Here is a 14,406-nt window from a genome sequence, read left to right as displayed (position 1 = left end):
GCCCCACTCTTGCCGCCCAGCCCCTTCGCGGTGTCGCCGGCTTTCGACATCGCCGATTGCGCCGCAGACGCCGGGTTGCCCTGACCGGACTGCGCGGCCGCGTTCTTCGAGGCGTTGGACGCTGCTGCGGCCGGATCGCCAGTGCCCTGGCGCGTCAAAGTTTTGGCGGCGTCAGTTGCGGACTTGTTCGCTGGTGCGGTCGACGCGCCACCGCCTGTACCGCCCCCGCCACCTCCGCCACCTGACGTGGCGCCAGAGGTTCCCGACCCGCCGGAGCCGGATCCACCTGGGCCTGACCCTGGAGGCCCGCCGATCACCAGAGGTACACCTGTCACCGGACTCGACGGATCTGTGAGGTTCGACAGTCCGGTGGCGATGGCAGTGACTGCTGGGTTGTAGGTCATCATCATCGTGAGTCGCGCAGCCACGTCTGCCTGATTTTGCACGGCAGCACGAGATTCCGGTGGAGACGCAGCCATAGCGGATGTGCGAGCGCTGGCCGATTGTTCGATTCGACTTTTTGTGTCGCCGAGCGAACCTGCCCAAGCGAGAATCGCAGCACCATTGGCAGAAGCCTGGGCAGATATTTGGACAGTAGTCTGAGTGAGCTTGTCGGCGGCAGTGGCTACGGCTGGGCCTGACTTACCTGTCCAAGTCCCGCCCAGCATTTTAGTCTGCACAATCCGATGAAAGATGTTAATTGCATTCGTGAGGTCGGCACCCAGTTGTTCCCATTGTTGGGCAAGCATGGTTAATTTGGCGGCTACCGCGGGCGTCAAATGTTGCACGCATTGGTCTAGTGTCAGTCCGCTTACGTCTTCCGGCGCCGCTGAGCAGGTGAAAGTACCTGCGGTATTGCCGGGTACACATGGAACATCAAGGACATTTGTGTTGGTGCTGGCCTGAAGCTGGTCTGCGAGGCTGGGACCGTTTGGGACGATGGAGGGTTTGGTCTGGCCGGGCAGAATGCCAAACGGGGACGGCGCGTCTGATGATCCGTTCTCCGCTGTTCTAACATTGTGTTCGTTTTCGAATTCTTGCCGGGTAATTAATCGACCGGCGCCAACGACCGTACCCTTGTATTCATCGATGGCTGCGGAGAGTCTGTTGGTCATCTCGTTCGCGGTGACGCCCAGTTCTGCCAGACTTTCCTCAATTCGCGATCCCGAAGGAAAAGTCCCACATCCACCTGTTGATCTCAGAGTAGCGACGAGTTTCGCAAGTTCGTTCACTCCGCGAGTCAGGCCTATTGAGGCCGCAGCCACCGACTCCGCAGTTGCAGGGTTAAACTCAAAATCGGTCAAGGCGCAGGCCGCATCTGTGAGGGACTTTTCGGCATTAAACTGACGATCTTTGTGGCGGCCTCGACAGATTGGGAGCATGGATCCAGCCGTTCAGGCGAGGAAGTTCGGAAATCGACATTAATCGAACCAAAGAAGGTGCCCCATGAGGTCTGGCAAGACTCACGAAAGGTTGGGTCGCCGGGGCTGGTCGCCGGCAGCTTCGAAACGGTGGCGCTAATCTTGTCAGTTAATCGGACATCTCTATTTTGGAGAACCACTGAGCCAGGTTCGGTCAGCTCCGTTATATTGTTGGTGAAGAAGTTGATCGTTACGCTATAAGAAATGTTGCCAGCCTCGTCGAACTTGAACATTGTGCACGCCTGTGAAACTAATTGCGTGCCGCGGAATCCGCGCTTTTTGGTCTCGACTCCAAGCTGCTGCATTGTCTTCTGAGGAATGAACGTGCAGATGTCGGGAAGGTGCGCGGCGTAAGGGCTATCAGCGAAACTGACTGTCGTGACCACGCCGGTCATGTCTTTGGTGGAGTTGAGGTCGAGAACTGAGTCTTTCTCAACACCGGGCGGAACCGATTCGGACGGGAACGCGGGCGAGGCCTCGGCGGATGCGTTGTCGGTGCTCGGGGAGGGCTCACCTGTGGTTCCTGAGGTGCACGCAGTGGTGGCGACCATGACCGCGGCCATGACGGCGATCGACAGTCGGGTGTTGCGCCGGAGCGTCACAGGGTTGCCTCTTTACCTAGTCGAACGGTTTGCTGGAGATGGTAAGCCATTGTTCTTGCGGCGGTCGGACATGCCGGGCCTTTCGGGGCAATGGAACTGTACATGCGTACCCGACCTGTGATCGAGGAGCGCATCAGCTGGCCGCACCTCTCGCGGTGTCGTGACGTGCACGGATGGTGTTGATCACCCGGTTGAGGGTTTTAGCGAACCTGGTGGCGTCGACGGGGAGCGCAGCACCGGGGGAGTCGACTATCAACAGGTAGCGACCGTCGTCGGGGATGTCGCGGTATCGAACTTCCAGCGATGTGGGTCGACCGCCGTTGGCGAGCGTGCCCACCTGCAGACGGATGGATCCGCACACCCCGGGTTTCGGATGGGTGAAGGCGGTGGCCGCGGTCGGCGTCACCGGTGCGACGACAACGGGAATGGTCATCGACTCCACGCTCGGGATCGTGTGGAAGCCGACGGCGGTGTCGCCGGGAAGCGAACCGACCCCGGTTCCGGGAGGAATAATCGCGACCAGATCGCGCGTCCACGAACTGAACGCGTGGCGCGTGATCGACACCGACGCACCGAGGCTGACCGACGAACCCAGCCGTTGGCGGGCGATGTAGACGTGCTCGTTGTCATCGGTCGCCGAGAGCAGCCGCAGGTGATGGCTGGGGTTTTCGAACGGACGAGCCGCGTCTATCCCCGTCACCGCGATGGTGATGGACGGACGGCACAAAGCCGACAGCGCCGCGCGCTGCGGCGCGGTCAGCTGCTCGAGCCGTATCGACGGAGCTTGCGCCGCATCGGGACCACGGTCGACGTCGTCCTGGCCGGTGTAGGCAAACTCGATCGGATAGTCGCCCGCGTCGAACTCCTCCCACAACAACCGGAACTCGTGGGTGCTCAGCGTCCACGCGTCCGCCGACATCAGTAGTCGATCCCTTCGCGCAGTTGGTCGCGGTCTCCGTTGCGTCGTCGCAACAGCATCCACGCGGCCAACGCGAGCAGGACGGCCCCGGCACTCACACCCAGCGCGACGTAGCGGGGCACCGAACTGGGCTGCGCGGGGTTCACCTGCGGACGCACCGGCTCGGCGGCGTACACGTCACGGGTGTCACCGGTCCGGGGATCGGCGGGGTCGGCACCGGCGGGTGCGACGTCCGGAGTGGTGGTGGTCAGAGCGGCGACGGGATCGATCAGCCCGTAACCGACCGCACCGTCGCGTCCGTCGGAGGGATGGTGCGCGGTGCGGGTGATGCGGTCGATCACCTGACGGGCGGTCAGCCGCGGGAACCGCGCCCGGATCAGCGCAGCCAGCCCCGAGACGTAGGGCGTGGCGAAGCTGGTGCCGGTGAGGGGGCTGGAGCCCTGGTCTGCCCGGAAAGCGTCGATGATCGGTGGTTTTGCAGCGATGTTGAGCGACACCAGGTCCGACCCGGGCGCGGCCACCGTGACCCACGGACCGGCCAACGAATACGACGACGGGCGGCCGTCGTTCTCTACCGACCCGACGGCGACGACGTAGGGGGAGAAGTACGCCGGCGACGACTTCGTCACCACGTTGGCCCACGGGTCGACGTCGGTGCCGCCCAGCGCAGCCGAGTTCTGGGTGCCGCATCCCTCGTTCCTCTGCCCGACGTTGTTCGCGGCAGCGACCACGACCACGTTGCGGTCGTACGCGTACTTGACGGCGGCACCCAGGGCGCGATCGTTCAGATCGGTCCCCGCCGGCCGGCACGCGCCCTCGGAGATGTTGATGACCGTGGCCCGCAGATTGACCGCGCGCACCACGGCCCGGGCGAGCGTGGCCACGTCGCCATAGCCGTCGGGCTTGATCTTCGTGTCGTTGGACTCCCGCTGCGTGTCGGCCGGTTCATATGCGGCCGAGGTCTGGCGGATCGCGATGATCGACGCATCCGGTGCGATGCCCGCGAATCCGTCGTTCGACGAGTCTTTCGCCGCGATCAGGCCGGCGACCGCGGTCCCGTGACCGTCACAGTCCTGCGTGCCGTCACCGGACGACACGTAATCGCCGCCGCCGGTCACCGACAATCGCGGATGCCGGAAGACGCCGGTGTCGATCACGGCCACGCGCTGGCCGGCGCCGCGCGAGAACTCCCACGCCTTCTCGACGCCCAGGAGAGCGAACGAAGCAGGCGGCGAGATGTAGTCGCCCTTCGACGCGATGGTCTCGATGCACTGCGCCACAGCACGCTTAGTGGGAATCGACGGGCCGACCGGGTTCTCCGACGGCACCGGACCCGAGATCTGCGGCGGCGAGATCGTGCGGCTGACGCCCGGCACGGCGACGGCCGTCATGGGCATCGCGGAGGTGGCGCCGATCCCGATCACGGCGACCAGACCCACCCGGGTGACCAGCGCGAGACGACCCCGTCCGGACGACGAGGACCGAGGCGACGGCCGGGCGGTCATAACCCGCGAGCGAGGGAGTACACGCCGATGACCCACGCCGCGATCGGCACGGTCGCGGCGATCACCAGATACTCGAGGATCTCGCCGATACGACGCAGCACGGGGGAGAACTCCATGTTCGGCGTGATGACACCGAAGTAGAACGCCGCCGCGGACAGCAGCAGCAGGATCCCCACCGCGAGCACAACCCACACGCCACCGGCGAAGAACTGCGCCCCGATCACACCGAGCAGGGCGACAGCACCGAGGCCGATCATCCCGGACGCCTGGACGAGGTCGGAGTGCGACCGTCCGCGCAGGACGGTGGCCAGGGCGATCAGGGTGCCGAGCAGGGTGGCCTTCCAGTCGACGTCCGGCGCGGGCACGGCGGTGATCACCGCGCACACCGCGGCCACGGCGGCCGCGCCGAGCATCAGACCCGACATGTGCGCGTTGGCGGCCTTCGCGCGCAGTTCCAGCGCCGCGGTCTCCGGCAACGCGACGGCACCGATGGCCGCGACCCCGGGGTTGACGTTCTGCTGGTTGGGCGGGTCGATGTCGTCGAGCGAGGCGCCGGCCGACGGCACGGTCGGGACGGGCAGGCGCACCATCAGGATCGTCAGCCGCGGGGCGATCAGGGCGACCAGCAGCGCGATCACGCCGAGAACGGCGGCGGTGTGCTGCACCGGCGCGGTGAACAGGAGCTGTCCGGCCGCGCCGAGTGCGACCAGCGTCGACACGGTGATCAGCGCGAGGTGGGTGAACGGCTCGCCTGCGGTCATGCGCAACGCGATGACCGCGACGAGGATCGAGACACCGGCACCGAGAAGGACGTTGGCGGCGTGATCGGCGGCGGACAGGACGGCGAAGCACGCCACGAACACCGAGAAGCACGTCGCGACGGACAGGGCGGCGCCGACCACCCGGTCGCCGCCGTTGTTGCGCGCGACCAGATCGCCGACGAAGAACACCACCGCGGCGACGAACGCCAATGCCCCGAGGTCGTAGCGGTGCTCCGACCACGACGCGATCAACGCCAGGGTCCCGGTGACGGCAATCATCCCCAGGAAGGCGATGACCCCCACCCAGCGGGCCGCGGCCGGTGACCACGACTGGAACTCACGGCGGGTGATGCCCGCGACGGCGTCGATGACGTCGTCGTAGACGGTCGGCAGTTCGGTGGTGGCCTCGGAACGCAGGACGAGCAGATCGCCGTCGACGATCCCCGCCTCGATGAGGGTCCGCGTCTCGTCGAGGATCTTCTGGCCGACCTTGCCGAGGGTCCAGTGCAGGGACAGGTCGTCGGGAACGCGCTCGGGCTCGCCGAACTGGTTACGCATCAACAACCCGGCCAACTCCGGGATCAGCGAGGCGACCGGGACATCGGCGGGAAGCGCAACATCGACCTGGGTGCGGCCCGAGAGCACCGACACCCGGCAGAGCTCGGGGTCGACGCGGGCGGGTGCGGAGGACTGGTTCGGACCGGCGAATGCGGCGGGTCCGGCGAACGGGCTGGCGGCAACGACCGACCCCGGTCCAGAGGACGTGGATCCAGGCTGGTGCGACGTCATCTGTATCCAGTGCCTCCCTGTCAACTGTGCGAACCGTACGATAGCCGACGCAACGATCTATGGCTCGGGGAGGTCAGATGACGACTGAGGGTTTCGTACGCCGCGCACGGCCCCCGCGGCCGCGTCTGCCCGGCGGCGAGATGTCCATCCAGCCACCCCCCGAGGTCCCTCGGAATGTGCCCGCAGGCATCGTCTCCCGACTGCTGCCGGTGGTCATGATCGTGGCGATGGTCGGCATGATGGGGCTGTTCTTCACCGCAGGCTCGTCGGCTCTGAAGAACCCGGTCACGCTGCTGTTCCCGATGATGATGGTCATGTCGATGGTCGGCATGTTCGCCAGCGGTGGCCGCGGCGGCGGACCGAAGGCAGCCGAGCTCAACGAGGAGCGTAAGGACTACCTGCGCTACCTCGGCCGCATCCGCAAGGACGTCGACGACACCGCCCAGTCCCAGCTCAAGGCCCTCGTCTGGTCACATCCCTCGCCCGGATCGCTGCTGCCGGCCGTCGGCTCCCGACGCATGTGGGAGCGACGCACCGACGACGCCGACTTCTGCCACGTGCGTCTCGGCATCGGTGCACAGCGTCTCGCCACCCGACTCGCGCGCCCCGAGACCGGACCGCTCGAGGACCTCGAACCGGTGTCGGTGATGGCGCTGCGTCGATTCATCCGCATGCACGCAGTGGTCCGCGGTCTCCCCACGGCGGTGTCGCTGCGGGCGTTCCCGGCGATCTCCATCGAGGGCACGGTCGCATCGGTCAACTCTCTGGCCCGGTCGATGGTGCTGCAGCTGTGCGCATTCCACGGCCCCGACCTCGTGCGCGTGGCGATCGTCTGCTCCGACCCGGAGAACGCCGAGTGGTCCTGGGCGAAATGGCTACCGCACGTCGCGCACCCGGAACGGCGTGACGGTGCCGGCCCGGCGCGGATGCTCTATCAGTCGCTGCGTGAGTTCGAGGAGGACCACGACCCGGAGCTGACCGAACGACCACGGTTCTCCCGTAACGCATCGCCGGTCGACGGCCGCATCCAGTGGATGGTGATCCTCGCCGGCGGTTTCGTCGCCGGTGACGAGCGCAGCACCAACGACGGCGGACTCGACTCGGTGACCGTCATCGGACTCGGCGAGACCCCGCTGGTGCTCGCGGCCCGCCGGGGAACGCAGCTCGTGGTGGACGGCACGACGCTGGGCGCGCGCTCGGCGTTCGGCGTCGAGAACTTCGCGGTCCCCGACGACATGCCCGTGGCGACGGCCGAGGCGGTCGCCCGGCGGATGGCGCGGTACTCGCTGGCCACCGCCGCGCAGCTGATCAACCTCGACGCCGACACCGGCCCACGGGATCCTGGTCTGATGCGTCTCATCGGTGTCGCCGACGCCTCGGCGATCGACCCCGACCGCGTGTGGCGTCCACGGACCCCGCGTGACCGGCTGCGTGTTCCCGTCGGCGTGACCGAGAGCGGCCAGCCGCTGGAGATCGACATCAAGGAGGCCGCCGAACACGGGATGGGCCCGCACGGGCTGTGCATCGGCGCGACCGGTTCGGGTAAGTCGGAATTCCTACGCACACTGGTGTTGTCGATGGTGACGACCCATGCGCCGGAGTCGTTGAACCTCATCCTCGTCGACTTCAAGGGCGGCGCGACGTTCCTCGGGCTCGACGAGCTGCCGCACGTCGCGGCCGTCATCACCAACCTCGAGGACGAGTTGGCGATGGTCGACCGCATGCGCGACGCCCTCGCCGGCGAGATGAACCGCCGCCAGGAACTGCTGCGCTCGGCGGGCAACTTCGCCAACGTCGCCGACTACGAGAAGGCGCGACTCAACGGCGCCCCCCTTGACCCGTTGCCCGCGCTGTTCATCGTGGTCGACGAGTTCTCCGAACTGCTTTCGCAGAAGCCGGATTTCGCCGAGCTGTTCGTCATGATCGGCCGCCTGGGCCGGTCGCTGCAGATGCACCTGCTCCTCGCCTCGCAGCGCCTCGAGGAGGGCAAGCTGCGTGGTCTCGACTCGCACCTCTCCTACCGCATCGGTCTGAAGACGTTCTCGGCCAGCGAATCCCGTGCCGTCCTCGGTGTCCCCGACGCCTACCACCTGCCCGCGGTCCCCGGCTCGGCCTACCTCAAGTGCGACTCGTCGGAGCCGGTGCGGTTCAACGCCTCGTACGTGTCGGGTCCGTACCTGGCGACGCGCAGCGTCACGCGCCGTGGTGACTCCGGTGCGCGGTCCGGCCCGAGTGTCCCGATCCGGGTATTCACGGCCGCTCACGTCCCCGAGATGCGGATGCCCGAGCCGCTGATCATCGAGCAACCCGTCGCCGACGCCGACAACGCCGGTCCGATCCTGCGTGAGGGCAAGACGGTCACCGAGCTCGACATGGTGGTGTCGCAGCTGGTCGGTCACGGCCGCCCGGCCCACGAGGTGTGGTTGCCGCCGTTGGAGGACTCGCCGCCGGTCACCAGGCTGCTGCGCGCACGCGACTGGCGTGCCGCCGCGTCGGACAGTCTGGCCGGTCTCCGGTTCCCGATCGGTATCGTCGACCGTCCCTACGACCAGCGTCGCGATGTCCTGCAACTCGATCTGTCGGGCGCGCAGGGGCATGCGGTCGTCGTCGGTGGGCCGCAGTCGGGCAAGTCCACGACGCTGCGCACCCTGATCATGTCCGCGGCCATCACCCACACACCCGAGCAGGTGCAGTTCTACTGCCTCGACTTCGGTGGCGGCACTCTCACCGGTCTGGCCGGGCTGCCGCACGTCGGCTCGGTCGCCACCCGCCTCGAGGAGGACCGGGTCCGACGCACGGTGGCCGAGGTCATCTCCGTGCTCCGCCAGCGTGAGGCGCGCTTCCGTGAACTCGGCATCGACTCGATGGCGGAGTTCCGGCGCCGCCGCGCCGCCGGCGACGAGCGACTCGACGTCGACAACTTCGGTGACCTGTTCCTCGTCATCGACGGGTGGGCGACCGTCCGGACGGAGTTCGAGGTCATCGAGGACGCGATCAGTGCGATTGCGGCGCAGGGCCTCTCGTTCGGTGTGCACCTGATCATCGCGGCGTCGAGGTGGATGGAGATCCGTCCGGTCGTCAAGGACCTGCTGGGTACGCGCATCGAACTCCGGCTCGGCGACTCCGCCGACTCCGAGGTCGATCGCAAGCTCGCCGCGACGGTTCCGCTCGGACGTCCGGGGCGCGGTCTGAGCCCGGACCGGCTGCACATGCTGATCGGTCTCCCGCGCCTCGACAACTCCTCGGCGACCGACGACATGTCGACGGCGGTGTCGTCCGCGGTCGCGCAGGTGGCGGCGTTCTATCCCGATCGCACGGCGTCGGATGTCCGTATGCTGCCCGACCGGGTCGACCGCGAGGGTGTCGTCGCCCGCGCCGAGGCGGTGGTCCCGCGCAGTCCGATGCGCGTGACCATCGGTATCGACGAGGCCGAGCTCGCGCCGGTGACATTGGATTTCGCGGCGCAGTCGCACTTCCTGGCGTTCGCCGACGTTGAGAGCGGCAAGACGACGCTGCTGCGCACGATCCTGCGTGGGCTGGTCGCCAACGGGAGGCCCGCGGACACCAAGATCCTGCTCGTCGACTACCGGCGCAGCCTGTTGGGCGAGGTGGAGGGCAACCACCTGCTCGGTTACGCCACCACCGCGCAGCAGGCCGAGCCGTACCTCGTCGAGCTGGCCGACTACCTGCTCAAGCGGCAGCCGGGCCCGGACGTGACGGCCGCACAGTTGCGCAACCGCTCGTGGTGGGAGGGACCCGAGATCTACGTCGTGGTCGACGATTACGACATGGTGGCCGTCGGGTCCGGCAACCCGTTGGCACCGTTGGTCGACCTGCTGCCGCAGGCGCGCGACATCGGTCTGCACCTGATTCTGGTGCGCCGCAGCGGTGGTGCCGCGCGATCGATGTACGACCCGATCATCAGCCGTCTCAAGGACCTCTCGGTCGACGGACTCGCGATGAGTGCGCCCAAGGACGAGGGAATCCTGTTGGGTACCACAAAGAGTGCACCGCGCCCGCCGGGCCGGGGTGTGCTGGTCCAGCGCAGCGGCGAGCGGCTGATCCAGGTCGCCTGGTCGGCTCCGCAGGAGTAACCGGGACCTGGGTCGCACGGGCTAGCGCAGCCGCGCACCCAGGTTCATGGACGCGACGATGTTGTCGACAGCGGTTCGGATGTCGTCGGGTTCGATACGCATCAGGGCGTCGGCGTCGAGGTCGGTGATGTCGATGTCGCCGGAGGACAGACGGTATTCGCGTTCCTCCTCGGCGGCCTCGATCACGTTGCGCACGAAACGACCGTTGCCCGCGAGGTCGATGAGACGCACCTGCCCACCGTTCTGGTCGGTGACGACGGTGTCGTAGAGCGGGCGGCACGCGTCCTGCAGGATCTGCACCGACTGCGCGGGGAGCACCGAGTCGCGCGCCTGGGACATGACCTCACCGATCTCGGACAGCTCCTCGGGCCGGTAGGACTCGAACCGGATGCGACGCGCGAAACGCGACGCGAGACCGTCGTTCGACGACAGCAGACGGTCGATCTCGCCGTCGTAGCCGGCGATGATCACCACGAGTCGGTCCCGGTTGTCCTCCATGCGGGCCAGCAGGGTGTCGACGGCCTCGCGACCGAACGCGTCGCCACCGGACAGCCCGGTCTGGATCAGCGTGTAGGCCTCGTCGATGAACAACACACCGTCGAGAGCGCGGTCGATGAGCGCCGACGTCTTGGGTGCGGTGCTGCCGAGGTGCTCACCGACCATGTCGCGCCGGCTGGCCTCGACGATGGTGTCGGTCTTGAGCAGCCCCAGCCCGCAATAGGTCTTCGCGATGATGCGCGCGATGGTCGTCTTGCCGGTACCGGGAGGACCGGTGAACGCGAGGTGCAGGCTGCGCGACGTGGAGGCGAGTCCCTTGTCGGCGCGGACCTTCGCCAGCGCCACCGACGACGTCAGCTTCGCGACCTGGTCTTTGACGGACGCGAGTCCGACCTGGCGTTCGAGTTCGGTCTTGGCTGCGGCCAACTGATCGTTCTGCGCAGCCGACGCCGGCTGCGAGGCCAGTGGCTTGTCCTCGGGCACCGACTTCGGGTCCCACTTGTCGGTCCGGCGCGCGATGCGCTCGGGATCGACGACCAGGAGCCGGAACTTCGGGTTGCGCATCGCGTCGCTGACGCCGCCGAAACCGGGGTCACGGGCATAGACCTGCTCGAACAACGCGACAGCCTTGTCCTCGTGGCCTTCCTCACGCTGCACCAGTCCGTGGGTGTACATCGCCGCGGTGGCCGCGCCGGGGATCGGCCCCGACTCGGCCTCCTCGAGGCGACGGTTGGCCTCGGTGAACATGCCCAGCTGCGCACACGCCGCGCCGGCCATCACGTTCGCCGCGGCCAGCATGTACGGGTCCTCCCAGCGCGCCGACGCCGCCAGCGTCGTGAGCACGTCGGGCCAGCGTTGCGTGAAGTAGTGCAGCATCGCGCGGACGTAGGTCGCGATCGGCGTGACCGCCTCCGCGGGGATCTCGTCGAGCACCTGTTCGGCGCCGGTGTAGTCCTGGCCCTCGATGAGCGACGCCGCGTACGCCGAGATGACCTCGACGATGTCGCTGACGGGGTAATCGATGTACAGCCCGGTCGCGAACCTCCCGACCAGCGTGCGCGGGGGCAGACCGAGCCGACGGAGCTCGCCGTTCAGGGACCTGCGCGTCTGATAGAGGTTGTGCAGGATGTACGGCGAGTTGTCGCCGCAGGCGATCCGCCCCAGCCAGGCGTCGCACATCTCCGGGGCCTGCTCGCTCGCGCGCTGGAAGGCCAGCGCCGCCTGAGCAGGATCGCGAGCGGCCTCCTGGCCGTCGACGGGGATGCCGAGCGACAACACCGCCAAGTCGAACAGTTGGCGTGCCTGACGAATATCGCCCACTTCCACGACCCCCAGCGTGTCTCGCGACGTACGGCACATCGGCCGCACAGATCTACGGTTACGGCGCTCAGGGTATCGCGCGGTCAAGCCGCCGCCGCACGGGTCGGCACCCGGAAGCGACCGTCGAGGTGCGCGGATACAATCTCCCCCGAGCCGATCCATCGGCACGCCGCCCACCTCGAGGACCGGAGACGCCTTGTCCGTCGACACCGTCAGCCATGCAGCGCAGACGCCCGATGATCCACAACCCTTCCGCGAGCTAGGACTGAAGGACGACGAGTACGCGCGGATCCGCGAGATCCTCGGCCGCCGCCCCACCGACGCCGAGCTGGCCATGTACTCGGTGATGTGGTCGGAGCACTGCAGCTACAAGTCGTCGAAGGTCCACCTCAAGTACTTCGGTGAGACCACCACCGACGAGATGCGCTCGTCGATGCTGGCCGGTATCGGCGAGAACGCGGGCGTCGTCGACATCGGCGACGGCTGGGCGGTGACCTTCAAGGTCGAGTCGCACAACCACCCGTCCTACGTCGAGCCGTACCAGGGCGCAGCCACCGGTGTCGGCGGCATCGTCCGCGACATCATGGCAATGGGCGCCCGTCCGATCGCCGTGATGGACCAGCTGCGCTTCGGTGCGGCCGACGCCCCCGACACCCGCCGCGTCGTCGACGGTGTCGTGCGCGGCGTGGGCGGATACGGCAACTCACTCGGCCTGCCCAACGTCGGCGGCGAGACCGTCTTCGACGCCAGCTACGCGGGCAACCCGCTGGTCAACGCGCTGTGTGCGGGTGTGCTGCGGGTCGAGGACCTGCAGCTCGCCTTCGCCTCCGGCGCGGGCAACAAGATCATCCTGTTCGGTGCACGGACCGGCCTCGACGGCATCGGCGGCGTGTCGGTGCTCGCATCGGAGACCTTCGACGACACCGGCGAATCCGGCCCGAACCGCAAGAAGCTCCCGGCCGTCCAGGTCGGCGACCCGTTCACCGAGAAGGTGCTCATCGAGTGCTGCCTCGAGCTCTACCACGCAGGACTCGTCGTCGGCATCCAGGATCTCGGCGGTGCCGGGTTGTCCTGCGCCACATCCGAGCTCGCGTCCGCAGGTGACGGCGGCATGAGCATCCAGCTCGAGACCGTCCCCATGCGCGCCGAGGGCATGACCCCGGCCGAGGTCCTCTCCAGCGAGTCCCAGGAGCGCATGTGCGCGGTGGTGACGCCGGAGAACGTCGAAGCGTTCCTCGCCGTGTGCCGCAAGTGGGATGTGCTCGCGACCGTCATCGGTGAGGTCACCGACGGCGAGCACCTCGAGATCACCTGGCACGGTGAGACCGTCGTCGACGTGCCGCCGCGGACCGTCGCCCACGAGGGGCCGGTCTACCAGCGTCCCGTCGAGCGCCCGGAGTGGCAGGACGAGGTCATCTCGTCGAGCTCGAAGACCCTGGATCGCCCGTCGTCCGACGACGAACTGCGCTCCACGCTGCTGACGATGCTGGCCTCACCGGCCCTGTGCAGCCGCAAGTTCATCACCGAGCAGTACGACCGCTACGTCCGCGGCAACACCGTGCTGGCCGAGAACGCCGACTCCGGAGTCATCCGGATCGACGAATCCACCGGCCGCGGAATCGCTCTCGCGACCGACGCGTCGGGTCGGTACACCTACCTCGATCCGTACCGCGGTGCGCAGCTCGCCCTGGCCGAGGCGTACCGCAACGTGGTGGTCGCCGGCGCGACGCCCAAGGCCGTCACCAACTGCCTCAACTTCGGTTCGCCCGAGGACCCGGCGGTCATGTGGCAGTTCTCCGAGGCGGTCAAGGGATTGGCCGACGGCTGTGCGCAACTGGGCATCCCGGTGTGCGGCGGCAACGTCAGCTTCTACAACCAGACCGGATCGACCCCCATCCTGCCGACGCCGGTCGTCGGTGTCCTCGGGGTCATCGACGACGTCCACCGGCGCATCCCGACCGGCTTCGGAACCGAGCCCGGTGAGACGTTGATCCTCATGGGCGACACGAAAGACGAACTCGACGGATCGATCTGGGCGCAGGTCACCCACGACCACCTCGGTGGGGTCCCGCCGGAGGTCGACCTCGAGCGCGAGCGGCTGCTCGGGGCGATCCTCACCGCGGCGTCGCGCGACGGCTTGATCTCCGCGGCACACGACCTCTCCGAGGGCGGGCTCATCCAGACCGTCGTCGAGTCGGCGCTCGCGGGTGAGACCGGTTGCCGCATCATCCTGCCCGAGAACGCCGACCCGTTCGTGTGGTTGTTCTCCGAGTCGGCGGGACGCGTACTCGTGGCGGTCCCGCGTACCGAGGAGACCCGGTTCTGCGCGATGCTCACCGCACGCGAGATGCCCTGGACGCGTATCGGTGTGGTCGATCAGGGCAGTGACTCGGTCGAGGTCCAGGACCACTTCTCGGTTCCGCTGACCGAGTTGCGCACCGCTCACGAGGCGACACTGCCCGCACTGTTCGGCTGAGCTCACCCCCGACCACGGAGG

General features: G+C 67.4%; 8 protein-coding genes. 2 read left to right on the top strand and 6 right to left on the bottom strand.

What is annotated here, in order from left to right:
- From IEV93_RS18500 to eccD, 5 genes are all read right to left on the bottom strand, one after another.
- Positions 1-1,232: hypothetical protein (locus IEV93_RS18500; protein ID WP_188491546.1), on the bottom strand; the 1,232-nt coding region annotated here is incomplete at its 3' end.
- Between the two features lie 68 nt (positions 1,233-1,300).
- On the bottom strand, positions 1,301-2,023 hold the full coding sequence (locus IEV93_RS18495) for a DUF3558 domain-containing protein (protein WP_188491543.1): 723 nt from the start codon (positions 2,021-2,023) through the stop codon (positions 1,301-1,303).
- A 133-nt stretch (positions 2,024-2,156) separates the two neighbouring features.
- Positions 2,157-2,942: a hypothetical protein gene (locus IEV93_RS18490; protein ID WP_188491541.1), complete on the bottom strand. Its 786-nt coding sequence runs from the start codon at positions 2,940-2,942 to the stop codon at positions 2,157-2,159.
- Positions 2,942-4,447, bottom strand: coding sequence for a type VII secretion-associated serine protease mycosin (gene mycP / locus IEV93_RS18485; protein WP_229705305.1), 1,506 nt, complete (start codon positions 4,445-4,447; stop codon positions 2,942-2,944). Before mycP ends, IEV93_RS18490 begins: the two co-directional genes overlap by 1 nt.
- Positions 4,444-5,997: a type VII secretion integral membrane protein EccD gene (gene eccD, locus IEV93_RS18480; protein ID WP_188491539.1), complete on the bottom strand. Its 1,554-nt coding sequence runs from the start codon at positions 5,995-5,997 to the stop codon at positions 4,444-4,446. Before eccD ends, mycP begins: the two co-directional genes overlap by 4 nt.
- A 77-nt stretch (positions 5,998-6,074) precedes the next feature.
- Here eccD and eccCa point away from each other — a divergent pair, with 77 nt between their 5' ends.
- Positions 6,075-10,091, top strand: coding sequence for a type VII secretion protein EccCa (gene eccCa, locus IEV93_RS18475; protein ID WP_188491537.1), 4,017 nt, complete (start codon positions 6,075-6,077; stop codon positions 10,089-10,091).
- 21 nt (positions 10,092-10,112) lie between these two features.
- On the opposite strand, the gene eccA is transcribed toward eccCa, so the two are convergent.
- Positions 10,113-11,909, bottom strand: a complete 1,797-nt coding sequence (eccA, locus tag IEV93_RS18470; protein ID WP_188491535.1) for a type VII secretion AAA-ATPase EccA — start codon at positions 11,907-11,909, stop codon at positions 10,113-10,115.
- Between the two features lie 196 nt (positions 11,910-12,105).
- On the opposite strand from eccA, the gene purL reads away from it, so the two are divergent.
- The gene (gene purL / locus IEV93_RS18465; protein WP_188491533.1) at positions 12,106-14,385 is read left to right on the top strand and encodes a phosphoribosylformylglycinamidine synthase subunit PurL; all 2,280 of its coding nucleotides are present in this window, start codon (positions 12,106-12,108) and stop codon (positions 14,383-14,385) included.
- The last annotated feature ends 21 nt before the right edge of the window (positions 14,386-14,406 follow it).

Source organism: Williamsia phyllosphaerae (assembly GCF_014635305.1).
GTDB lineage: Bacteria > Actinomycetota > Actinomycetes > Mycobacteriales > Mycobacteriaceae > Williamsia_A > Williamsia_A phyllosphaerae.
The sequence above is the reverse complement of the archived record's forward strand: the minus strand, read 5'-3'. Positions and strand labels throughout refer to the sequence as shown.